Origin of the sequence: Ktedonosporobacter rubrisoli, from assembly GCF_004208415.1 — a bacterium.
GTDB classification, from domain to species: Bacteria; Chloroflexota; Ktedonobacteria; order Ktedonobacterales; family Ktedonobacteraceae; genus Ktedonosporobacter; species Ktedonosporobacter rubrisoli.
The window spans coordinates 9,268,419-9,291,697 of sequence record NZ_CP035758.1; the positions used below are offsets into that span (position 1 = coordinate 9,268,419).

General features: G+C 52.2%; 17 protein-coding genes. 3 read left to right on the forward strand and 14 right to left on the reverse strand.

Annotated elements, in window-relative coordinates; translation table 11 throughout:
- Window positions 1-2 precede the first annotated feature (2 nt).
- Complete coding sequence (locus EPA93_RS39970; protein WP_129892885.1) at window positions 3-2,747, reverse strand: DUF7408 domain-containing protein; 2,745 nt, start codon at window positions 2,745-2,747, stop codon at window positions 3-5.
- Between the two features lie 429 nt (window positions 2,748-3,176).
- A complete protein-coding gene (locus EPA93_RS39975; protein ID WP_129892886.1) occupies window positions 3,177-4,283 on the reverse strand; it encodes a zinc-dependent alcohol dehydrogenase in 1,107 nt (368 codons plus the stop codon).
- Between the two features lie 1,006 nt (window positions 4,284-5,289).
- Here EPA93_RS39975 and EPA93_RS39980 point away from each other — a divergent pair.
- The gene (locus EPA93_RS39980) at window positions 5,290-7,743 is read left to right on the forward strand and encodes an MFS transporter (RefSeq protein WP_129892887.1); all 2,454 of its coding nucleotides are present in this window, start codon (window positions 5,290-5,292) and stop codon (window positions 7,741-7,743) included.
- A 310-nt stretch (window positions 7,744-8,053) separates the two neighbouring features.
- Here the strand turns inward: EPA93_RS39980 and EPA93_RS39985 are convergent, their stop codons facing one another.
- From EPA93_RS39985 to rpiA, 10 genes are all read right to left on the reverse strand, one after another.
- On the reverse strand, window positions 8,054-8,692 hold the full coding sequence (locus tag EPA93_RS39985) for a hypothetical protein (protein WP_129892888.1): 639 nt from the start codon (window positions 8,690-8,692) through the stop codon (window positions 8,054-8,056).
- A 27-nt stretch (window positions 8,693-8,719) separates the two neighbouring features.
- Window positions 8,720-9,655: a hypothetical protein gene (locus EPA93_RS39990; protein WP_129892889.1), complete on the reverse strand. Its 936-nt coding sequence runs from the start codon at window positions 9,653-9,655 to the stop codon at window positions 8,720-8,722.
- Window positions 9,656-10,308: 653 nt separating this feature from the next.
- Window positions 10,309-11,283 (reverse strand): NAD-dependent epimerase/dehydratase family protein, encoded by a 975-nt coding sequence (locus tag EPA93_RS39995; protein ID WP_129892890.1) that lies wholly within the window; start codon window positions 11,281-11,283, stop codon window positions 10,309-10,311.
- Between the two features lie 12 nt (window positions 11,284-11,295).
- Complete coding sequence (locus tag EPA93_RS40000; protein ID WP_129892891.1) at window positions 11,296-12,765, reverse strand: aldehyde dehydrogenase family protein; 1,470 nt, start codon at window positions 12,763-12,765, stop codon at window positions 11,296-11,298.
- Window positions 12,766-12,781: 16 nt separating this feature from the next.
- On the reverse strand, window positions 12,782-14,074 hold the full coding sequence (locus EPA93_RS40005) for an ArgE/DapE family deacylase (RefSeq protein WP_129892892.1): 1,293 nt from the start codon (window positions 14,072-14,074) through the stop codon (window positions 12,782-12,784).
- Window positions 14,075-14,096: 22 nt separating this feature from the next.
- Window positions 14,097-14,930 carry an energy-coupling factor transporter transmembrane component T family protein gene (locus tag EPA93_RS40010; protein ID WP_129892893.1) on the reverse strand — a complete coding sequence of 278 codons (834 nt, stop codon included), beginning with the start codon at window positions 14,928-14,930 and terminating at the stop codon, window positions 14,097-14,099.
- On the reverse strand, window positions 14,927-15,814 hold the full coding sequence (locus tag EPA93_RS40015) for an ATP-binding cassette domain-containing protein (RefSeq protein WP_129892894.1): 888 nt from the start codon (window positions 15,812-15,814) through the stop codon (window positions 14,927-14,929). Before EPA93_RS40015 ends, EPA93_RS40010 begins: the two co-directional genes overlap by 4 nt.
- The gene (locus EPA93_RS40020) at window positions 15,799-16,638 is read right to left on the reverse strand and encodes an energy-coupling factor transporter ATPase (protein WP_129892895.1); all 840 of its coding nucleotides are present in this window, start codon (window positions 16,636-16,638) and stop codon (window positions 15,799-15,801) included. Before EPA93_RS40020 ends, EPA93_RS40015 begins: the two co-directional genes overlap by 16 nt.
- A gap of 2 nt (window positions 16,639-16,640) precedes the next feature.
- A complete protein-coding gene (locus tag EPA93_RS40025; RefSeq protein WP_207229329.1) occupies window positions 16,641-17,240 on the reverse strand; it encodes an ECF transporter S component in 600 nt (199 codons plus the stop codon).
- Window positions 17,241-17,558: 318 nt separating this feature from the next.
- Window positions 17,559-18,266, reverse strand: coding sequence for a ribose-5-phosphate isomerase RpiA (gene rpiA / locus EPA93_RS40030; RefSeq protein WP_129892896.1), 708 nt, complete (start codon window positions 18,264-18,266; stop codon window positions 17,559-17,561).
- A 437-nt stretch (window positions 18,267-18,703) separates the two neighbouring features.
- On the opposite strand from rpiA, the gene EPA93_RS40035 reads away from it, so the two are divergent.
- Together EPA93_RS40035 and EPA93_RS50620 are read left to right on the forward strand one after the other, a co-directional pair.
- The gene (locus EPA93_RS40035; protein ID WP_129892897.1) at window positions 18,704-20,521 is read left to right on the forward strand and encodes a response regulator; all 1,818 of its coding nucleotides are present in this window, start codon (window positions 18,704-18,706) and stop codon (window positions 20,519-20,521) included.
- 44 nt (window positions 20,522-20,565) lie between these two features.
- Window positions 20,566-20,694: a hypothetical protein gene (locus EPA93_RS50620; RefSeq protein ID WP_277988696.1), complete on the forward strand. Its 129-nt coding sequence runs from the start codon at window positions 20,566-20,568 to the stop codon at window positions 20,692-20,694.
- Window positions 20,695-20,699: 5 nt separating this feature from the next.
- Here the strand turns inward: EPA93_RS50620 and EPA93_RS40040 are convergent, their stop codons facing one another.
- Both EPA93_RS40040 and EPA93_RS40045 read right to left on the reverse strand, forming a co-directional pair.
- Entirely contained in the window at window positions 20,700-21,563 is an 864-nt protein-coding gene (locus tag EPA93_RS40040; RefSeq protein WP_129892898.1) for a PspA/IM30 family protein, read from the reverse strand.
- Between the two features lie 166 nt (window positions 21,564-21,729).
- The gene (locus tag EPA93_RS40045; protein WP_129892899.1) at window positions 21,730-23,274 is read right to left on the reverse strand and encodes an SPFH domain-containing protein; all 1,545 of its coding nucleotides are present in this window, start codon (window positions 23,272-23,274) and stop codon (window positions 21,730-21,732) included.
- Window positions 23,275-23,279 lie beyond the last annotated feature (5 nt).

Consider the following 23,279-nt stretch of genomic DNA (forward strand, 5'->3'; position numbering starts at 1 on the left):
TCCTAGCTTGAGATGGTGCCCTGTAGTTGCAAGGACGGCTTGCTAAAGACCATTGTGCCTAGCGAAGAGTCCTGATTGGCAAATTGCGCCAATACATGTCCACCTGGCCCGATATATGGCTGAGTATTGTTAGTAGAAAAACTAAAATTTGCGAGCGTGAAGCTATCCCAGTTTCTGGTTTGCCAGTTGTAGAGATAGACGTGCAGGTGATTGGCATCGATGGGCGGACCCGAGCCCTGCCCCATGGCTGTAACGACCTGCGCAAGGTTAGAAGGCTCCGAGATGGTAAGGCCGGTCACATGCAGGTTGGGAATATTGGGCAGAGTGAACTCAAAGGTCATACTACCTGTAGTCATGGTATAGATGCCAGGGAATTGGGTTTGGAGATTATTGCTATCTCCTTGCATATCAACGAGCTGACTGGATACCAGATCGGTTGGCACATTGATGTTGCCGGCATAGTTGATATCAAGAGGCGCCTGCACAACAACTTCTTGCTCGCGCGCGGCTGAGTTGCCATTGATTGTGATATTGCCCGCAGCTGCCGATAAGTTATCGGCCCAACCAATCAACGTAGCCGAGGAGCCAGGCAACAGTAATGGATCTCGACCATTGATCTGGTAGGGGCTGCCTCCGCTATAGACCCCGTTGCTGGTCGTCACTACGACGCCGTTTGAGGTGATTGTCTTGACCGCGACCCGGCAAGGGCTGGTGCCACAATCGTAATAGGCGTTTTCGCCGCTCAGCGTAGCCAGCAAGGCCATGTGCCGTTGTTGGATGGTTTGCGTCTGGGAAGAACCCGAATATGGATTGTAAGGCCCATATTGGGGCTGTACCTTGTTGTTGCTAGCAATCTGATCGGCTAGCGACATCTCCTGTCCGCTGCCGTTATCAAGCATTGAGATGCTTACCTGCTTGGTTTGCAGCGCGGCAAGATTCCCTAGTGCCATATAGTGGCTGCCCATCAGAACATAGGCATCGCTCAGCGCGTAGGGTAGTGTGTTAGTGACAGTTCCGGTCAGCGTGTTATTCTGTAGCGTCAGGTGCGGGATAATGCCGCCTTTAAACTGGCTATCGTGCTGCGAGATAAGCGTACGTATGGTCCAGATATCGACGCCTTGCAGGTCCGCGTCTGTCCCGTTGGGGCTTGAGAGGATTGTCGTTGGCTGCTGTCTGGGTCGATCTGTATAAAAGCCGTTGGGATTGGTCGAAGGTTGAACCAGCCCGTTGCCGGGAATGTGCACCTGAAAATCGCCCTGACTGGGAACAAAAACCCCTATATAGGTAGTGACATGCGCGGCAGTTGCATTGGTGGCAGGACGATCCAACTGAACCACTGAGATGCTACTGCTGATAATCGAGGTTCCCTTTTCTTGTAGGGCCAGGCCATAGCAGAGCAGGGAGAAAACAAGGATGGTTGCCAGAACAATGCGCCAGCTCCAATCGCGCTTTTTTAGCCAGCGAATGATGAGCATGCGCGCTGGGCCAAGCACAAAGACATAGCCAAGCAGCAAGACGAGAATAAGCCAGGTCGCGGGGAATGCGCTGGGGAAGAGCGTATGTAGTAGCGCATCCATATTGCCATTATTGTAGAGCGAGAATTTGGGCGTCGTCGTATTCAAGTTAGTTGCGACCAGCTGGTCTCCCAGCGTGCGCAGCAGCAGGCCTTTCCATAGCGTTGTTGCCCCCTGCCAGCTTGTGACTGGCTCCAGGGTAGGATCAAAGGCAAGATAGCAGATAATTCCCTGTCCCTGCTGCCTCTGGGCCAGGAGAGGAATAGATCCGCTGGAGTGCACAACCGAGCTGCCGGCGACAGGCGAGGCCACGCTAACCGCCACGGGCGATGGAGCTTTATCGGACACGTTGCTCTGCTGTGGGCCACTTTTGCCAGGGCCGCCAACCGGGAGCAGTGAGGCTCCGGCGGGGATGGTATCGGTCCCTGTAATAGAGACTGGCAAGAGGCTGGGAGGCAGAGGGCTGAGCGTATTGCGCCACTCAGGGCCACCTACAACAATCAATGAGCCACCCTGGTTCACCCAGTTTTGCAGGGCCGTGAGTTGCTCTTTGTTAAGAGAACTTGTGGTGAAATTATCGATTACGATCAGGTCGAAGTTCTTGAGCGCCGCCGCAATGCTTGGCATGGTGGCGGCATTTAGCGGCTCGGTAATAATAGATGAAGCCTGGCTGGGAAGAGAGGTAGCAAGTGCATTAAGCGGACCAAAGCCGGCAGTCTGATCGGAGAGAATCCCAATGAAGATGTCATTGACGCCAAGGCTGCGCAAAGAACTTACCTGAGAGCTTACTTTGGCACCATTGGTATTGAGCAGATCTACAGTGATATTCTGGGTTATACCCTGAGTACCAAAGTAGAAGGGCACATAGAGAGTAACCTCTTTCTGTGCTCCCGTAGGTAGGCTGATCGCTTCCTGGTATTTTGAGATCGTCGCCGCGTTTCCTGCTCCTGAAAAAGGCGCTGGCACATTGATAGAAACTTTGCCATTGAAATCGGGCCCATCATTATGTAAAGTGACCTGAATGGGGACCCAGTTCCCATCGCGATAGCGCGAATCGAAACCAGCGTTGATCCGAAAGGCGGGCCCGCCAGCCGTGTTCTTGAGCGCCTGGGCTGAAGCCGTCGCCGGAAGAAGCAAAAGGGCAGAGACCAGGGCGAGTGTCAACACAAAGCCAGTTAATGCGAGCTGTCGTATAGTCAGGTCGGAACGTGGCCGACCGTTGCTGTGCGGCATATGCTTTGCCTCTCTTAACGAGTATTTTTACCTCTCTTAACGAGCACCTAAAGGGCAAATGGTGGTTAGCGATAATCCATCTGCTTCAATTGTGAAAAGCGCTTCCTTCGCTAGTTGGTTATATCCCGTAAGTATAGCGATTTGCATAAAAATTTCCAGAGGCATATGCACCATTTTTTTGCCTGTTTATGAATGGGACTAACTATTTAGACGCTTGACGCAGAAATTTTGTTGCGCTATATGAGACTGCCATAATTATAGCAGAATATAGGGTTGCTGGACTCTATCTTTCTATTCTGGCTAGCCTGGTGATGGCTCAAATCGGGGCTGCTGAAATGTGGGTGAGATTGAAATTAGGAGGGATAGATGGAAAATAGCACTCTGTTTCACACTCTGGGCCGGGTTTACCCCAGCCCAGAACAAGCTTCTTTAGGGCACGATAACAATTTTGATGGGATCTCCAACGCGCTCTCTCATCACCCGGAAAGCCTCGGCGATATTCTCAAGCGGGAACTCGTGGGTCACAAGCTCTTCGCCGCGCAGACGACCTTGTGCGGCGAGCGATACGGCCCGCTTCACATTATTGCCGCCTTCGCCGCGTGTCGTGTACATAATAATGTCCCCTCTCACAACAGCGCTGAGATCGAAAGTAACCTGTCCGGGGTAGAAGGCCACAAAGAGAATTTTGCCGCCGCGCCTGGTTATCTGCACGCATTGTTGCGGAGTGGCAACATTGCCGGAGCACTCGATTGCCATATCAACTCCGAGCCCTTTGGTTAGCTCCATCACGGTTTTGACTGGATCAGCTTTACGTGAGTTGATGATATGATCTGCTCCAAGCTGGCGTCCTACTTCCAGGCGGTTATCGCGCGTGCCGATTAAAAATACATTAGCTGCTCCAAGCTGCTTGCAGGCTTGCACAGTCATCAGACCAACAGGGCCAGGGCCAAATACTGCGATATCCTGTCCCAGGATATAGCCGCCGGCTGTATCTAGGCCGTAGAGGCCAGTACCGGCTGTTGTGACCAGCACAGCCGATTTGTAAGATAAAGAATCGGGCATCTTATATAAAGCGCTCACATTGTGGAGCACGTATTCTGCGAACCCGCCGTCAGCCGTCATGCCACTGGCTCGATGGCCTTTTTCGCGGTTCCCATAGTTCAAACAGGCTGTATATTTTCCGGCAAGACAATTTTCGCAGCGACCGCAACCATGATGAGCCTCAATGCAAACGCGATCCCCGATGCTAAACTCATCGACCCCTTCACCGAGCGCAACAATAGTACCGGTCCATTCGTGGCCGGGCGTGAACTGCCCATAAGGAGGGGTGAGAGGAAAATGCCCATCAAGTATCTTGAGATCGGTTCCGCAAGTGCCACAGAGGGCAACCTTGACTAAGACTTCCCCATAGCCGGGTTGGGGCACGGGCCGATCAACTACCCGAATGTCGCCCGGGCCGAAGAGGACCGCTGCGCGCATCTTTTCAGGAATAGGATAATGTCCCTGGGTTGCCTGATTGATAGTCGTACTCTGCATTAGCTTCTCCTTGCTTTACTACGCTTTTGGATAAATGATAGATATTCTCGTGGGTTCCTGGCCTTATATAGTGTAACAACTAACCTGGTCTTATTCCCCTGTTATGTGACATAACTCCAGCTAAACACTGCTATTAACTGCTTGAGTTGTATGAGCGCTAGCGCTACGCAAAACTAACTGGGCGCAACGAGGTCCTGGGCTCTCTCCTGCCTATGAACTTCTTTCCTCTTGTGGCCAGATCGGGATAAAAAGCTCAGCTATGATAAACGACATATGGAAGAGGCCCAAAAAAGCATTCATAGAAAAAATGGCATATATTAACGAACTTGTCAACCATATTGCTTCGCCTTTAAGCGTATTTCTGACGCTTTAATTATTCGTATTTATATAGAATATTAAGGAATTGCCTGCACTTCTTGCGTAGCTACTTCTTCTAACTTTATTACCGGCAGCATAAAATCTTGTCACTGTACGAGCTCGTTTTTAATTTAAAAGCTTGACATAATTTGAATGCTTCGTATATACTTATTCACAAATGGCAGATAAAAGATCTGTACTAATTCGCGTTCTATTCTCCAGCTATATACTGACTATTCTAATCAGGAGTGCGCAAGTACTTTATAGATAATAGAGAGGCGATCTTTTTTTATTTCTTAGGTTGTCCTCAATATCGTTGCTCAATGGTGTACTTATTGTGGGATATGTTTTCTTATTCTGAACTAAGCCGCGGGTGCGCTGGGAGTGGGCTAAAGGTACTGTTTTTATTGTTTTAGAGATCCTTGCAGGATTACCACTAAATATTCCCCCACGTTACATCATACGAGTCAGCTAATTTACTTTTGCCAAGGGCGTCGCTTGGTATGCTTATTTTTGCAATGTTGCCCTGATCTACCAACGAGGCGTTCTTGACCGGCTCATTCCTGACGTCGTGCTATCCCTCCGGACTTTACCCATCTGATGGTATGCCTGTGAAGAGATAGCACTAATTATCTAGGTAGGAGCATCTATGAGCAAGCGAAGAAAGCCTAATTCAGCAAAAGAGGCTCGCCCAGGCGCAGAAGAGAAGACTACTTTAAGTAATGAGGTTCGGGCAAACTCAGAAGAAAAGCCTGCTTCCTCGACTGCGCGCCCCCGTACACGTACAGCCACCCGTTCTAGAGCGAAGAAGCCAACCACAACTAATGGGGCGACGCAAGCCACTGAGAAGGTAGAGAATTCTCCTGAAGCTGCCTCTACTTCTCTAAGCGAAAAAGAGAACGAGCAAGCGAAGCCCATAACGTCTGTTGCGGAAGCTACTCCCGCTCAGCCGGATGGAGAAACTATCAGCGCAGAAGAGCCAGCTGCTTCAAGCGCTCAACCAGTCGTGACACCTGTAGAGGCGACTCCTGTTGAGCCAGTATCGGAAGCCAGCGTGCTTGCCGAGAACGTTCAGCCAGCAGAAACTGTTGATTTGGCTGTAGAAGGGAAGCAAGAGGATACAACGGCTGAGGCATCCAGCTCAACCGAGAAGCTCGATCAGAGCGCTGTACAGCCGGCGCCAACAGCTGCCGATGTGCCAGTTGATGTGCCTGAGCCGGTAAACTCGCTGGCCACGCCCGAAGAGAGCGCCAGCGTTGAGGCCGCGCCGGTCGCTGCACAGCCTGCAGCTGTGGCGGAGACCGAGAGCGCTGGTGAGGTAAGCCGCTCAGAGACCGAGGAAGGGATGAGTGCGGTGACGGCGGAAGCCAATGCCGAGCCTGTTAGCGAAACAACCTCATCAGTTGTCGAGGCCGTTCAGGCTGAAGAAGAAGAGAAGTCTGAGGCAACTGAGGAGAGCCCAGAGGCTCAGGAGCCAGTTGCGGTAGGAAGCGTAGCTTCCCAGAGCGAAGAGCCGCCAGTTGGACAGGTAGACGAGGAAGTTAGCTCTGCCGAGAAGCAAGAGCCGCCCGTGTTGGCCGCGCCGCAAGAGACAGTTGAGGCGCCCGGAGAAAGCAAGCCCGAGCCAGCCCCGGTGGTCGAAGAGCCTGTGGCCAGCGCAAAGCAAAAGGAGGCTCCAGAGGCCAGGAACGAGGCAGGAGCTAGCAAACAGAAAGAACCTGCTTTGGCCAGAGCGGCTGCCCTGGCGAGCGAAGTGGAAAAGGTAACGCGCACCAAAGGTGGTCGTCCGAGCATCGTTCGTTATATCATTCTTGGCGGAATTTGTCTGCTGTATCTCATTGCCTATGTTGATCGAACGACTATCTCGGTAACCGCCTCGCAGATCATCAAAGAGTTCCATTTTACTGCGACCGAGATGGGACTTGTGTTCTCGGCTTTCTCGCTTACCTATGCCCTTTTCGCGGTTCCTGTTGCTACTCAGGGTGATCGTTTTGGGCCGCGCCGCGTGCTTTCCATTCTAATGGGTGTGTGGTCGGTATTTACGATTCTTACCGGTATAGTCACATCGTTTGTCTGGCTAATCATCGTCCGCCTGCTGTTTGGTATTGGTGAGTCCGGAAGCTTTGCGGTTTCTACGCGTGCACTGGCTACCTGGTTCCCACCCTCGGCACGAGGCTTTTTGCAAGGAACAACGCACGCAGCATCGCGTATCGGCGCGGCAGTTTCTGCGCCTATTATTGTTGCCATCGTTCTGCTTTTCCATGACTGGCGTGCCTCATTCTACATTCTAGGCGCGATTGGACTTGTCTGGGCGATCCTATTCCTTTTCTTCTTTCGCGACAAGCCGGCTGATGTAGCAGCAGTCAATAAAGAGGAGCTTGACATTATCGAGTATGGTCGCGAAGTTTCTACGAACGTGAGTGGGACTAGCCCGGCTGTTCCCTGGCGTCGAGTATTGAAGAGTAAGGATATCTGGGCCCTGGCGGTGACGCAGTTCTTCTACAGCTATGTGTTCTGGATCTTCCTGACCTGGATGCCCACCTATCTGCAGAATGCTCGACACTTCTCATTCGCCCAGCTTGGTATTGTCGCCAGCCTGCCGCTCCTTGGAGGCGTGCTTGGCGACCTGGTTGGTGGCTGGGCCTCAGACGCTCTCTACAAAAAGACTGGCAATTTTAACCTGGCTCGCCGCAGTACGATTATCGTCTCTTATATCGGCGCTGCCGCTTGCACCATCCCGGCAGTTTTGGTAAGTAGCCCGCTGGTTGCCGAACTGCTCATCATTGGCACGATGTTTATGCTCGAATGCGCAGTCTCGAATACCTGGGCTATGGGCATGGATATTGGCGGAGAGTATTACAGCGCCACTGTTGCCGGCTTCATCAGCACAGGCTTCGGTTTCGGTGGTATTCTGGCGCCCACGATCTTTGGCGTCTTAAAGGACATGACAGGTTCCTGGATTCCTGGCTTTATAAGTGGAGCTGTGCTTCTCTTTATTGGCGTCTTTATTGTTCTGCTCGTCAATGCGAATAACAAAATTATGCCAGATGAGCAAAATACTGGCGATGCTGGCGCGCTTTCAACGGCAGCCAGCGGAGATTAAATCTTCTCCTATAAACTGGTGGGACGCGCGTCCACGGCTCGCTTCCCAGCCAGGCAAGGCTATAAAAATGGCATCCACCGCAATTGGTGGATGCCTTCTTGTTTCTTTCTTCTTTCCCTTGCTACTTTGAGAATGCGGGCGGGTTGCCTTGTCTCGGGCAGGGCCGCGACTTTCTGGTACATCTGGGAAGGGAGATTAAGCGTTTCCCATTTCCTTCAGGCCACCGGGCCTGCCGCTCTGGTGGCCAAATTTCCCTCCTCTGTGTCATCCTCAGGCGAGTACCCGAAAACCCTGAAAGCAGAACGAATCGTCAACTTATAAAGAAAGTGAGGTACAGCAGAATAAGGCCAGCCAGACGCATACCATCGGATAGGTAATCAAAAAGCAAATTTTCTGGCATAAAGAACTTCATTGTATATAACCAGAGAGAGATGCCCATCAGAAAGAAAGACGCGGACATCAAGAGACTGAAGCGCGTTGATTTGCGGAGAAAGATGGCTAGATAGCTAAAAAATGTTGCCATACAGGCTATACAGCGAATGGCGCTGAGGATGCCGGTTACCTCGCGCGGCTGTTTCCCTGGGAGGACAGGGGTTAAAAACATCAAGATAAGCAATAGTATTGTAGCAATAATGTGCCACCTCTTAAGCTCCTGGCGATATTTTTCCGAACCACCAAGAGAGGCAAGGAAGATAAATGCATAGGCGGCAGTCTGTCCAATATGGCGAAACCATATCGTATTGAAAGTAGGATTGCCATTCAGGAATGGGTCATCAATAACTCCAGTGATCCCACCAATTGCAATTATGCCCATCGATAAGCCTAAAGCCAGGAGGGCAGTGCTGCGCGTGCGAAAATAGAAAGAAAACGCGCGTATGGCAATAAGTAGAGAAATTACTGCTTGAAGCGCAATAATTAGATTAGTAAGATCCCTGCTAGTCAGGTGCATAATAGATCCTCCGAAAGAATGAAATACCTAAGGAGTGTTAAAGAACAGAGAACTATTGATTGGCTGTCCTCTTGAGTCATATAGCTGAATGAGTCGACTTTTCAATAGTAGTTGTAGTGCTTCTAGCGCCTCCTTGTTGTTGAGTCGAGCTTGTGCTGCCACCTCAAATAATTTTTTCTGACCATCGATAGCCTGATAGAAACGCAAGGCCCTTTTGTCAGGGATGGGCGGCGCGCTCATAAAAGGATTTTGCGAGCGTAAGTCCTGAGCTTCTTGAGACCAGCGTGGGATAATCTCTGTAAGGGGTGGCAAGGGCTGTTGAGCGTAAGGCGGCGTAACTGGAGTCAGAGAAGCCTGGCGCACGGCGGGATCTAGTAGCAAGCCGCGCCTTTTGGCGATAGGTACAATCTGCTCCATAATGTGGCTAATCGTGACAACAAATTCGCGAATGGGTGCTTGCCGCATCAGCAGTATTGAACTGGCCATAAAAGGCGTACTAATCTCAGTGCCAGGCTGACTGTTCGGTGATGGGGGCTGCAAGAAATCGCTGCCAAGAAAATACCCGAAACTATAGTAGATCCCATAACGCCTGAAGAGCGTTGACTGATGTGTAGAAAAGCAGGTGTGTACGGGTTGTAAGGGCATACCTTGCCTTCTGCTAAGCATATTTCCTGCTATTTCTGCAATGTGTGCATTGTAAATTATGTTTTGTGGCAGCGAAATATCTTCGCAACTGTTTGCACGCAATACGACGGAAATCTGCCCAGTAGAAGAAGCTTGTGTCGCCCAGAACTGGGCGACTTGAACACCAAAGTTCTGGACAAAAATACTTGTCATCCAGGAAAGCATCTCATCAATATGGTTCATTTGTGTCGAGATCTGCAATAATTGATTGAGAATGACAAGCGGCTGGATACTTCCTCTTTGACCTGATGACTGTGATATGCGTTCTTTGTGTTCCATTAGGCTCCTTCCCGCTCTATGTTTTTTAGCCCCTTGCAAAGGTGCCAGGCGCAACGAAGGACTGGCTCTCTCCGCCTGGGTAGGAAAGCTTATTCGCAATGAATAGGCTTTGTGATAAGCGGAGGGGGCCTTATAAGTAATATTAATTATGTCAACTAAGCACGCTTGATAATTATCAATGAGTAGTAGTAGAAAATCAAGGGGTATGGGATAAGAAATACGTAAAAATTAGTATGGATTTCGAGAGAATTGTGAGTGTTGAACACAATCCCCAGAAATGCGCCTGTGGCGAGCTGGGCATAACGAGTAGATAGTTATTTAATCGAGTATTTTTTTTGTCTATTTTCGCTCTCCAGAAATAGAAATAGGCGGCCAGTTTAGAAAATAGAGTTATTGAATGCTGAACTCTCAGAAGATGAATAGCCTGAAAGGGCTATCTTAAGCTACTATTTTCATTCTCCCGTAAATTGGAGCAGAGAAAATAAAATTCATCGTTAAAGCAGACGAAGATACTCGCCTGCTTTAACGTAATATATGAGCTTCAACATCTTTCAAGTCAGTCGAGAGAGCGGGCAGGTATGCATGGAGATCATCCGCTCACTTGTAGCGCGCCTGAAGCGACCATGCCTTTCAACCCTCTCGCGGATTTGAGATTACTTGCCAGCCTGCTCTAGCATCGCGACATAATCGCGTATACCGGCCTCAAGCGGGAATTCCGGCTCATATTTGAGCTGCTGACGGATGGCACTCAGGTCCAGGCGCCCGCGTGCGCGCATATCGCTCTTTTCGAGCTCACTGAGACCCGCCCCTATCTCGATATCAGCCCTTGGGAGCACCTTGCGCACGGCCTCTGCAACCTCAGAAGCGCTATGCATTGCGCCTGAGCCAACATTAAAGGCCCGCTGGGTGAGATCGCCGCTGGGAGCGTCAAGCGCTTTTACCACCGCCTGGGCAACATCCTTCACGTGCGTATAATCGCGCTGCATATCGCCACCGGTCTCAAAGCGTGTAGGCAGGCCGCGTACGCTATTCTCGATCATTGGCTTAATATACATTGGATAGCGCATCCCATAGCCATAGATGGCCGAATTGCGCAAGGCGATAAAATCGACACCGTTGGTGCTGTAGTAAGTTAGGCCTACGATCTCGGCCGCAGCTTTCGATGCGCCGTAGGGACCAAGCGGATTCCCGGCTGTGGGGAGTTGAATCGGATGCTGCTCATTGATTGGCTCGTACTGGCGCGGCGCATAGACTGCAATACTGCTGCTCTGCACGACGCGCTGAACCTCGAAGAGTCTCGCCGCTTCTAGCACGTTGAGCGTGCCATTGACATTGACCTCAAAGGTGATTGCGGGATCTTGCAGCGAATAAGGAGGGTCGTAAAGGGCGGCCCCATGAAAGATGCGCTCGACATTATATTGCTTGACGCAGCGCATAACCGCTGCCATATCCAGAATCTGGCCACGCACATACACGATTTGCTTCTCATATGGCGTTAGGAGAGCTGCAAGAATAGGCGCGGGCTGAGCAGCATCGAACACAATAACCCGGTCGCCACGCTCGGCCAGGCGCTGTGTAACATATGTACCTAGAAAACCGGAACCGCCGGTAACCATAATGGTTGACATAAGCTAAGTCTCCTACGGGGTAATGATGATGATTTTTGTCTCGGTCATTTCTTCGATCGCGTAGCGTGGTCCCTCACGGCCCATGCCGCTGGCTTTTACTCCACCGTAGGGCATATGATCAGCGCGATAGCTAGAGACTTCATTGATATGTACGCCGCCAAATTCGAGGCGTTCAGCGGCATAAAATGCCGCCTGCAAGTTATTTGTAAAGATACCTGCCTGCAATCCATACGGTGTGCTGTTAGCCTGCTCAATAGCCTCATCCAGCGTATCGTAAGGCGCGATAGCCACAGCAGGGCCAAAGAGCTCTTGTTGGCAGACCTGCATATTGGGCGTGACACCTAGTAAAACTGCCGGCGTAATGCAGCCATCGGGCTGTAGCTTTCCACCGACGAGCAATTGGGCGCCCTGCTCCTGGGCATCTTGTATGACGCGCAGCACACGCTGCGTAGCCTGTTCGCTGACCAGGGTAGAGCTATCGGTACTGCTCAAGCGAGGATCTCCTGTACGCATCTTTCCCACTTGTTCGGCCAGTCGGCGGGCAAATTCCTTGTAGATGCTACGGTGGGCATAAATGCGCTGGACGGCGATACAGGCCTGTCCGACCGCATAATATCCGCCCGCCAGGACGCGCGCAATAGCCCGCTCTAGATTCGCATCAGGCTCAATGATCAACGGCGAGTTGTTGCCAAGTTCAAGCGCTACCCGCTTATAGCCGGCCACAGCGCGGATATGCTGGCCAACGGCTGAGCTACCGGTAAACGTGATCATCGCTACACGCTCATCGCGTACCAGCGCTTCTCCGATCTCATCCCCGCCTGGAAGCACGCTAAGCGCGCCCCGTGGCGTGCCTGCCTGGGCGCACAAAGCCGCCAGCTCCAAGGCTGTAATCGGCGTGTCGGGCGCTGGTTTAAGCACGATGGCGTTGCCCGCTGCCAGAGCAGGGGCGATCTTATGGCAATCGAGCAGCAAGGGAAAATTGAAGCCAGTAATGCCAGCAATAATGCCGAGAGGACGGCGCACTGTATAGGCAATGCGCCCTTCACCGCTGGGAACTGCATCCATAGGAATAACCTCGCCATGAATGCGTGTGGCCTCTTCGGCCGAGAGACGCACGGCAGCTATTGCCCTATCGATCTCCAGATAAGCATCTTTAATTGGCTTGCCTACCTCATGAACGATAAGCCAGGCGAAGCGCTCTTTATTGGCGGCGATCAGATCCGCGATCCGCTGCAGTAATGCTGCGCGCCGGTGGAGAGGCCAGGCCGCCATCTCTTTAGCGCCCTCTTTCGCCGCTGTGAGCGCCGTCTCGACATGCGCCTTATTTGCCCAGGCCACACGTCCGACCAGCACCTTGCGCTCGTAAGGAAAGCGAATCTCAACGTGATCATCGGCGTCGACCCACTCGCCCGCGATAAACAGGCGATGATTGTTACCAAGCGGAAATGCGCCTGAATTGCTTTGCGGAGTATTTGTTTGCATAATAGTCTTCCCGAATTTACTCTACTCCTAGCAGACTTGCCGCAGCCAGGGCCATAACTTTAATCGATGCTACAAGATCAGCCACAGCCAGCGATTCATCAATGTTATGAGTTTGGATGATCTCGCCGGGACCATAAACGATGCACTGTTCAATGCCGGCGTTGTGGACAACAAAGCGCTGATCGTCGGTTCCCGGACTGCAGACATAGCCAGGCGTGCGCCCCAGTACCTCCTCGACGGCTTCTGTAAAGGCCGCGACTAAAGGCGTCTCAGCACTTACCCAGGTAGGGACAGTGGCATAGCGCTCGCTGTAGTTATAACGGAAGCCTGGTATATCTCTGGCGCACTGCTCAAGAATACTTGTGATTTCCTGGCGCGCCGTCTCAAGATCCTCGCCGACCACCAGCCGGCGGTCAAAGACAGCGCTGCAGCTATCGGGCACGCTATTCGTATTGGTGCCGCCCTGGATGATGTTAAACGAGATGCTGGCAGCACTGGCGCTGGCCGGCACGACCGGATGGCTATTGAGGCGTTGTTGCAGGCGCGGTTTGAGCGTGCGCGTAGCTGCATCGATGAAATGTGCCATATGTTCGACGGCATTCACGCCGCGCTCAGGCGTGCTCCCATGTGAGGGCAAGCCAAACGTCGTGATCTCGCCCCAGATAGCTCCGCGGTGGCCGAGGCAAACATTATCAACATTGAGTGGCTCGGTGATGACAACGTAGTCGGTTTTCCCGGCCGCGATATAGCCTCGCTCAACCAGGAAGCCCATGCCGGCATTGCGATTACCCGTGCTTTCCTCATCAACAACACCACTCTGTTCAATGGTGCCCTGTAAGGTCAGTCCGGCCCGCCTGATGGCCTCAACTGCAAAGATTTGGGCCGCGATGCCACCTTTCATATCCGAAGCGCCGCGCCCAAAGACACGTCCGTCGCGCAGCTCGCCGCTAAAGGGATCTGTCGACCAGCCGGGGCCAACGGGAACAACATCCATATGCCCATTGAAATGCAGCACTGGCCCTGGCCGCGGATCTGCTAAACGCCCTATGACGTTAGTGCGAGGCATATTTCCCCCGTAGGGCGCTAGCTCCTCAACTTCGGCTGGCGTAAGTTCTAGATATTCTACCTCGTAGCCAGTGGTGCGCAAATGTTCACCAATATAATGTGCGCATTCGGGATAGGCATGTCCTGGCGGATTTACCGTTGGAATACGAATGAGACCTTGTAGGAAGGTGACTGCTTCATCCGTCAAGGCCTCAGCAGCGCTTATGATAGCTTGCGCTTGCTGAGGCTGGAGAGGCTTTACCATTGTGGGCGAATCCTTATCTAGCCTAGAACGGTGAAATAAAAGACACTGCAAAGACTATAGCACAGGCGATGATGGTCGTGATAAGCACAAATGCATCATAGCGCTGGATGCGCAATGCACGGCGTTTGGTGCGCTTCTGGCCGGGGCGGCCATAGCAGCGGGCCTCCATAGCTGTGCTAAGAACGTTGGCTCGTTGGAAGCCACTGACAAAGAGCGGCACAAAGAGGGGAGCAAGTTTTCTGGCTCGCTGGAAAACGTTACCCTGGTCAAAACGAACTCCACGGGCCGACTGGGCCTTAATCAAGCGTTCCACCTCTGTAACAAAAATAGGAACAAACTTAAAGGCAATGACCAGTACCATAGTGAAGGCTCCAACCGGAATACGCAACTTCTGCAAAGGCGCGAGAAGCGCATCCATGCCATCAGTGAGGTCTACCATAGAGGTAGTGAACATCAACATAGAGACCAGGTAGTAGAGAAAAAGCACACGGATCATCACCAGCGTACTGGTAATAATGCCCTCTTTAGAGATACTTATAAATAACCAGTGCCAATAGACTGTCTGATGCTGATCCGGCGCGTAATAGAAAGCTATCTCGATGATATAGATAACTACCAGGAACCACAAAAAAGGCTTAAAGCTACCCAGTACATACGATGTTGAGATGCGAGATTGGCGTTGGATTACGACACAGAAGAGCAAGAAAATGGCGAAAGAGACAAAGCTGCTCGCGATTGATGTCAAAGCGATGAGCAGGACCGCACAGATAAGCTTTGTGCGAGGGTCCATGCGGGATAGAGGGGAGCCATTATTGATGTATTGGCCAAAGGTAATGTTGCGGGACAGTTCAATCATGGCGCTTTTATCCCCCTGTTCTTGAAGATGGGAGCAATGATAGTCTGTTTACTAATCTCGGCCTCCAGCTCGTCGAGGGTTAAAACATTGGTGCGCATGGCTGGCATAATCTCTCGTAGGGAGAGCGCGATGCTGGCAGCCTCGGGCATGGCGATATCGAGGGCGGTGAGCTCATGAGCATAGGTGAGAATCTCGCTGGGCGTACCGCTAAAGGCCAGGTTTCCGCGATCAAGCACATGAATAACATCGGCCAGGTGAACCACTTCGTCAAGGCTGCTAGAGATATAGATAATCGTGAGATTATGCCGTTGCTTAAGCGTGACGATTAAATCCAGGAGCTCGCGGCGCCCGCGCGGGTCCAGGCCTGCGGTTGGCTCGTCGAAAACTATCACCTGCGGCTGTAAGGCTAGCACGCCGGCAATGGCCACGCGCCTTTTCTGGCCGCCGCTGAGCGCATATGTATAGCGACTGCGAAAATCTTCGTAGGGTAGCCCGACAGCTTCCAAGGATTCTTGCACAAGGCGGCGCGATTCCGCCAGGGGCACATTCCGGCGCCGCGGACCAAAGGAGACATCCTTACCGACTGTCTCCTCAAAAATCTGAGCTTCGGGAGACTGAAATACAATGCCTACAGCTGTGCGTATCCGCTCGACATCAAAAGAAGAGCTACCCACATCAGCCCCTTCAAAGAAGAAGGTTCCAGGAGATGGCTTGATGAGCCCGGCCAGAACATCCACAATCGTGGATTTACCGGCCTTTGTTGGACCTACCAGCGCGGTGGTTTGGCCCGCGGCAATGGAAAGCGAAAGCCCCCGCAAAGCCTCAGCTGCAAAGGGCGTGCCGCGCAGGTAGGTGTGAGATAGATTCCTTAGTTCGAAGAGCATAGGCCCGCCTTTAATTGTTCAGTAGAGAGTACGACCCTGGGAAGACTTGTCCAGCCCCTGCTGTATAGGCGTTGCCCCAGCCGCGTGACCATGGGTACATCTAAGCCAACCTCATGCAGTTCATCGGCATGGGCGAAGACTGTTGCCGGCGTGCCATCCATCAATATCTGACCCTGGTGCATGACGATGACACGATCGAAATCGGTAATCTCATGCATGAAGTGAGTTATGTGGATGACCGTAATGCCGTTCTCGCGTGTGAGCCGATGGGCGGTCTGTAAGAGGTTGCGCGCTGTATGACCCGAGATCATTGTCGTTGGTTCGTCCAGGAGCAAATAACGTGGGCGCATGGCCAGGACGCCAGCGATAGCAACTCGTTGTTTTTGCCCTACAGATAGCTCGCTCACCGCCATCTGTGCATACTGTTCTATGCCAAGCAGTGACATCGCTTCAGTGATGCGTTCTTCGATCTCGGCGCGTGGCAGGCCGAGGTTTTCAGGGCCGAAAGCGATATCATCGATAACCGTGTTGGCGACGAGCTGATCATCAGGATTCTGGAAGACGATGCCGACGCGCTGGCGTATAGTCCACAGGTCCTCGCCTTTGGAATCTGTGCTGAGGCCGTCGATCTGTACGGAGCCGCTTTGTGGGTGCAAAATAGCGGCGAGGAGCTTGGTCAGAGTGCTTTTGCCTGATCCGTTATGGCCGATGATGGCTACTGTCTGACCAGCTTCGATGCGAAGCGTGACATCGCGCAGGGCAGGGGGAGCATCTTGCTCCCCTTGCAAACTGTAGTTGAATGTAACGTTGTTGACTTCTATCATAGCTAATAAGGCAGTTCTTCGCGTGGCTTTGTGTCAGGAGCACGTACCAGGCGTGATTCAAGAATGTAGAAGATTCGAGCCAGAATAACTGTCAGGATTGCGGCAATCACAGATTCCACAACCGCCTGCGGGATAATGGGAAGCACTGCTACAGGTGGCAGATAGCCACGTGCAACGGCCAGACCCAGGACGAGAACTGTGTTGGTAGCTGATCCTAAGAAGCCGGCGACGACTGCTGCTACATCGCGATTGAGGCCCTTGAGACCAGCGAAAACAGCCCAGGACACCAGACCAATAAATAAGCGTGGAACGATGGCAACGATCGGGTCTTTAAATAAAGGCGTGGTTGCGCGCAAGAAACTGAGTATGCCGAAGACAAGACCGGAAAAGATGCCGACAACCGGCCCGGCCACAACACCGCCAAGAATGGTAGGAATGTGTTCTGTGGTGGCGTTCCCTGCCATTGTCGGGATGGGAATAAATCCGAGACCTGGGACAACTCCCAGAATGATCGTAATAGCCGCGAGTACACCTGCAATGACAATCCGCTCTGTGGTAATGGTCCAGGGACTAGTAGAGGAGCCTACGGTTGCTTTGCTCAAGTTTGATACTCCTTTTTTAGTATGAGGGAATGACGTGTATCAAGATAAGTCGGGCGTAATAACGATTAGGGATGCTTGGCGAAAAGTGTGAGGTACACTTTTTCAAAAAGACGCACTACATTGGAAAAGATCTATTCTCACCCCCTTCGTACACAAGAGGTTAAGATGATGCTCATAGTATACTGATTTGATTTTGGAGTGTCAAGAAATTTACGAGCCGCTTGCTTTTATCTTAAAGGAAGCAGCTCGTGAAAAACTAGCACTGTTTCTAATTGGATGAGGTGAACAAAGAGAAGAATGTAAAGTGAAGCCATAGTTTTAAGCACGGGGTGGGGAGATAGTCTTAACCCCGGTGGGACCGGCAACTATAGCGCTTTGCGCCATGTGGAGGAAGAGTCCCGTCTCTACAACTCCCACGATCTGCTGCATATGGGCATCTAGCTCAGCCGGATTGCTGATGCCCTGCGGGAAGGAACAATCAAAGATGAGGTTATGATTTTCCGAAATAAAAACCTTACCTTCATGCTGCCGAAGTTGCACAGAGGCCCCAAGGGCTTCCAGCTGTCTGCGTACTGGCGTGGCTGCGAAAGGGATAACCTCAACCGGAACGGGGAAGTGCAGCCCCAAGCGCTCAACCAGCTTGCTTTCATCAGCAATGACCACAAAGCGTCGCGAAGCTGTGGCCACAATTTTCTCGCGTAAGAGAGCCCCGCCGCCGCCCTTAATGAGTTGTAGCTGTGGATCGATCTCGTCTGCGCCATCGATACAGAGATCAATCTCTTGATGCTCATCAAGGGTAGTAATGGGGATGCCGAGATTGCTAGCAAGAGTTTTGCTGGTCTCCGAGGATGGTATGGCCCCCACGATATGCAAGCCAGCCTGAATGCGGCGGGCCAGGGCTTGAATGAGAAAATTAGCGGTTGAGCCGGTTCCAAGCCCAATGACCATATCGTTCTCTACTAACTGGGCCGCAGCCTCCCCTGCTGCCTGCTTCCAGGGATCTTGCTGAATATCGTGCCGCTTCATCCAAAACGCTCCTTAGTTCTCTAGTGTTCCGTCAAGGTTGACGTGATGCGTGAAACCAGCGGGGATGCAAAGGGCGACCGCCCCTTGACTGGGGCTTGGAGGCTACATCGCGATCTAGCGAATTGGCCCCATTCCTCCCCATTCCCCTGCCGCCCGCAGGCGGCGCCCTCGTCAAACGAAGTCTGACAAAGCATCGGGTTACTGGATCGAGTATAGCACGTTGGCCGGGAAAACTTCAAATGAGGAAGGGGTCAGATGTGGCATGGTACCTGTTTGCAATCTCTTGCTATCTCTAGAGTGTCGTGATACACTCTTCAAAGTAATTGCAAAAATGGCGATAAAGGGGACCTATCAAGCTTGTTCTCGGACACAAATTGCACGAGATTCTGAGTTGACAGGGTTGGAGCAGGCCAGAACTGTTTCAGGTGGAAGTAAAGATGTCTGATGTTTCGCGTATTTTCCTGGTTGAGGGTGAAGAAGGCCTCAACCGAAGCATGGTCAACTCTCTCCGCAAAGATGGCTATTTTGTGCAGGGGGTGGCAAGTGGGGCTGATGCTATGCGCGCTCTTTGGGCAGAAGAATATAATGTGGTAATATGCGACCTGAGAACGCCGGGGGTTGATGGCCTGGAGATGCTTCAGTGGCTGCGTGTGTTTCATCCTCATACACGCATTATTATAATTGGGGAACCTGGTTCAGAGGCGACGCGGATGCAAATGCTGGAAAGTGGCGCATCAAGTTATCTGGAGAAGCCTCTGGATTTTCGCATGCTTAAGGAAGAGCTGCGCCGTCTTCTGCAACAGCCTGGTTTCTCGGCGAGCCTGGATTCCTTTGATCTCTTAGATGTCATCCAGATTATTACGATGGGACGCAATAATATTGCCTTGCTGGTGAGCACCGGATTAGAGGAGCAAGGTATGCTGCGTTTTCAGAATGGTGAACTAGTCTGGGCTGAGTATGGTACTCTGCGCGGGGAAGAGGCTTTTTTTGCCTTAGCCGCGCACAAAAATGGGACGGTAGTTCATCAGCCCTGGCACGGCTCAACCGGTAAGAATGTGACGCAGCCGCTCTCTCGCTTGATCCTTCAGGCTTTGCAGTATCGCACAAAAGCGAATATGGAGCAGCAGAGCGGGGAACAGCAATCAGCGCCTACGGCTTCACTATTTGACATGGAGGAAAGCGACGAGAATCCTTTTGCTATGTTTGCGGAACCGACCAGCCAGCCAGCCGACTCCATAGAAGCGTTTTCACAGCCTATGCCTGTTATTTCTGATCAGGGCGCATCTGTCCCATCTGAGCCGGTTAAGGAATGGTGGGAAAAGACGGGAACGTTGCCGGCTATAGGGAAGAGTGAGGGGAATACTTCTTCGGCCAACACAAATCCTTTTGCCGCCTTTTCTTTTGATATAGGCTCTCTTACCCAAAATATTCAAGGTGCAGAGAACGCTTCCGCGAACCTCCCGGTATCCCCTGCCGAGCAACAGTTAGATTTGCCATCCTGGCTTACTGATCAGCCTACCTCATCGAGCCTACCATCTGTCTCGCCTTCGGGGCTTACCAGCTCTGCGCATATACCTGCAGCTCCTCCGGCGCAGGCCGCACCTGAGTGGCAGTTGCCGCCCCGCTCCTTCCAGGAGGCGGAGGCTATGAGACCCGGACCAAATGTAGGTCAGCAGATGCCTCTTTCTACAGATACGAGTATGCGGCGGGTTGTGGGACCAGGGCGCCAGGCCTCGGAGCCGCTCAACTGGCCAAATTCTACGGGCAGCTCGCCGGCGGTAAGGCCGGGCAGGCAAATCAGCGAACCTCTTACTTCTTTATCTCATGGGCAGGAATATAGCCCGAGTCTCTCGGATGCCACAGCCACAAATCTACCACGTATGCCCAAAACGAGCTATAATTACAGTGCACTTGTTTCTGCCTTGCAGACGCTGGGTTACTCGATTACTGGATTTATCGCGGCCGCCGTGGTAAATCTTGAAGGGCAGCCTGTGGCTCAGGTTGCCGTTGACGATATGGATATCTCGGGGATGTGCCTGCAGTTTAGCGCTATCCTGAAGAATATCTCTGCACTTGGGCAGGGCAAGTATGAGGATACTGTCATCACTATGGCGCAGCGGCGAATATTTATGCGCCTTATCGACAATGGGAGCCAGGCTTTCCAGGTGCTGATTACTACGCGCGAGGCAAATACTGCCGAGAGCCTGGAAGTTATGGCTAACGTAGAGGGCGCGCTAAGTGCAGCCTTGCGCTGATTGCTGAGCAACTTAGTGGCTTTACATGTGGAGTAAAAGGTTTTATGAGCGACAAGCCGGTAAAACGCGAGATAACTGAAGAGGAAAAGAATAATAACCGCTTTTCGTTTATTGTGGGCATCTTCATCGCCCTGGCGATTATTATCCTTTTTACCATCTTCTTTAACACTTAAACCAATCAATCCTTTGAGGTAACATCAGGAGAGAAGTCGAGCAACTTCCGCAAGTATTGGGCATCCTGGGTCCGCGTTGGGTGTGCAGAAGGTGCGTTTTGAGCGGGATTCTCTTTTTCCTTCTTACGTGCAGGTTCTCCAGGGCGTGGCTGAGGCTGGATGAGGGGAGATATGTGAGGATGGCCCTCTTGTAGCAGAGGGGGTTCCTGCTCAGGTTGGTATCTTGCCTTCATCTCATTGAGTCGCCGTTCAACAAACTGTTCCTCAGAAAGTTCTTCCAACTGTGTATCGAGATTCTGCTTATGCAGTTCTGCCTGTGCACGAGCCCGTGCCTGGGCTTTTAAGATGGCCTCCCGCGCCCTTGCTGCTCGGGGAGTATCTTTGCCCTCGCCTGCCTTACTAAGCGTCTCGTAGACAGTTTGTTGAAGAAGAGCGCTACGCCTCTGCGTGACAAGAATATCAATGTTGGTCTCGACTTCAGCAATTTTGGCTTCGAGCCGGCGCAGGGCACTGCGCATGGTGGTTACTAGCTGATCCTGGGCCTTTTTTTGTTGCTGATAGCGCTGGTATTGCTTATCGAGGTCAACGTAGTGCATAAGTGCAGCTCGTGCGGCATCATAATTTCCTTGTTGGACCGCCTGCTCCGCCTTTTCCTGCCATTTTTCGGCTTCTGCTTTTTTATCCTCACTACGTTTTTGCAACTTATGGCCTTCAGCAATAGCCGTGGCAACCTGTGTCTTGACCTGCACGAGTTGGTTGCGCATATCAAGCTGTAGTTGCCGCAAGACTTTTTCTGGATCATCTGACTGCTCAACAACCGAGTTAAGATTGGTGCGTAGCAAGGTGAGCACACGTTCCAACAGATTCATAAGCTATGCTCCTAAAAATATGCTCCATCATGTAATAGTTTTTACTCGAAATAAGGAGCTGGGAGCTGCAGCGCTCACCTGAAACAGGGGAAGGCTGCAGCCTCCAGGCACTTTCTGGAAAGGTGGGCACAGAGGAGAACATGCTTCTCTGTGCCTGCCCTGGAGACTATTTCTCTGCTGGGGTAGACTCGATAGTCTTGCCTGTACCATTGGTCTTAGCCTTATTCTGCTCGTCCTGATTGGCCAGGGCGGGAACACGGTTCATCAGATCTCCAATGCGTGTTCCGCTGAGCAATTCAAACAAAGCTGGAACCTGAGCTACCATATTGGCAATATCGCCGGTGAGGCGGCTGGCTCCCAGGCCGTTTGAGCCGTCTCCATTGCCGGTAGAGACAATGGTAACTTTGTCGACCTTGCTCAAAGGCTCGGCAATAGCACGGACGATCTCGGGCATACCAGTAAGCAGTTTATCAAGCACGGCAGCCTGGTTGTATTCATGGAATGCTGCGGCCTTAACTTTCATTGCTTCGGCTTCAGCTTCACCCTTGGCGCGAATGACTTCGGCTTCGGCCAGACCGCGAGCCTTAACAACCTCGGCTTCAGCCAGACCACGGGCGCGGTTTGCCTCGGCATCACCAAGGCCGCGCGCTTTTGCGGCATCGGCCTGACCCTGGGCTTCAAGGATGAGGCGTTGGCGCTCAGCTTCGGCTACCGTCTCGACACGGCGGCGCTCGGCCTCGGCTGCTTTCTGAATGGTTGCCTGCAGCTCTAACTCACGGCGCTGAATTTCGGCCTGCTGCACTTTAATCTGGGCCTGCTTTTCGATCTCCGTCACCCTTACCGCTTCGGCAATTACTTGCTGTTGCGTGATGTTGGATTGAATATCGTAAGCTTTGTCAGCCGATGCTTGCTGGCGTTTGACCTCGGCTTCGAATTCAGCTTTTTTCAGAGATAAGTTTCTCTGGGATTGGGCCTGCAGGGCCAGCGATTCGGACTCGGCTTTTACGCGCTCCTGGTCAGCTGCGGCCCGCGCGACTGCAGCCTGACGGGCCGCGTTGGCTTGCTCAATCTGCGTGTCGCGTTGCGCCAGGGCCGAGGCAATATCGGCTTGCTTGCGGATCTCGGCGATCTGCGGACGGCCCATATTGGTGATATAGTCGTTCTCGTCGCGAACATCCTTGATCGTGAAGGAAATGACCTCAAGGCCCATTTTCTGCATGTCGGGGGTAACCGTGCGCAGCATTTTGCCACCGACGCTCTCAGGGTCCTTGACCAGATCTTCTACCGTCAACTGACCTACAATGCCGCGCAAGTGGCCTTCCATAACCAGGCGGATCAGGCTCTCGCGCTCATCCTGGGTTTTGCTTAGAAATTGTTCGGCTGCGGTTTTAATGCTTTCTTCATCAGAGCGAACTTTAATCTGGGTAACTGCCTCCACATTGACGGCTACGCCCTGCGTGGTGTAAAGGGCCTGGCGTGGAGCAACATCAAAGGACATCAGTTCCAGCGAGAATTCTTGTGCTCGTTGGTACAGAGGGATGACAAAGTGCGATCCACCGGTAATAACGCGTGTACCACCGGCACCATAGACGATCAAGGCCTGGTTTGGACCAACCTTACGCAGAAGGCTGCCCACAATTCTTAGCAGGATAAAGACGACAACGACCAGGGCAATGACACCAACTCCTATTGTAATGAGAAGAGGGTCCATAAAGT

Coding starts and splice junctions, on each gene's coding strand:
- EPA93_RS40015 (WP_129892894.1), bottom strand. CDS start 15,814: ATGCTCTTCGAACTAAGGAATCTATCTCACACCTACCTGCGCGGCACG.
- EPA93_RS39980 (WP_129892887.1), top strand. CDS start 5,290: ATGAGCAAGCGAAGAAAGCCTAATTCAGCAAAAGAGGCTCGCCCAGGC.
- EPA93_RS40005 (WP_129892892.1), bottom strand. CDS start 14,074: ATGGTAAAGCCTCTCCAGCCTCAGCAAGCGCAAGCTATCATAAGCGCT.
- EPA93_RS40010 (WP_129892893.1), bottom strand. CDS start 14,930: ATGATTGAACTGTCCCGCAACATTACCTTTGGCCAATACATCAATAAT.
- EPA93_RS40020 (WP_129892895.1), bottom strand. CDS start 16,638: ATGATAGAAGTCAACAACGTTACATTCAACTACAGTTTGCAAGGGGAG.
- EPA93_RS40045 (WP_129892899.1), bottom strand. CDS start 23,274: ATGGACCCTCTTCTCATTACAATAGGAGTTGGTGTCATTGCCCTGGTC.
- EPA93_RS39990 (WP_129892889.1), bottom strand. CDS start 9,655: ATGGAACACAAAGAACGCATATCACAGTCATCAGGTCAAAGAGGAAGT.
- EPA93_RS39975 (WP_129892886.1), bottom strand. CDS start 4,283: ATGCAGAGTACGACTATCAATCAGGCAACCCAGGGACATTATCCTATT.
- EPA93_RS39985 (WP_129892888.1), bottom strand. CDS start 8,692: ATGCACCTGACTAGCAGGGATCTTACTAATCTAATTATTGCGCTTCAA.
- EPA93_RS40000 (WP_129892891.1), bottom strand. CDS start 12,765: ATGCAAACAAATACTCCGCAAAGCAATTCAGGCGCATTTCCGCTTGGT.
- EPA93_RS39970 (WP_129892885.1), bottom strand. CDS start 2,747: ATGCCGCACAGCAACGGTCGGCCACGTTCCGACCTGACTATACGACAG.
- EPA93_RS39995 (WP_129892890.1), bottom strand. CDS start 11,283: ATGTCAACCATTATGGTTACCGGCGGTTCCGGTTTTCTAGGTACATAT.
- EPA93_RS50620 (WP_277988696.1), top strand. CDS start 20,566: ATGAGCGACAAGCCGGTAAAACGCGAGATAACTGAAGAGGAAAAGAAT.
- EPA93_RS40040 (WP_129892898.1), bottom strand. CDS start 21,563: ATGAATCTGTTGGAACGTGTGCTCACCTTGCTACGCACCAATCTTAAC.
- EPA93_RS40035 (WP_129892897.1), top strand. CDS start 18,704: ATGTCTGATGTTTCGCGTATTTTCCTGGTTGAGGGTGAAGAAGGCCTC.
- rpiA (WP_129892896.1), bottom strand. CDS start 18,266: ATGAAGCGGCACGATATTCAGCAAGATCCCTGGAAGCAGGCAGCAGGG.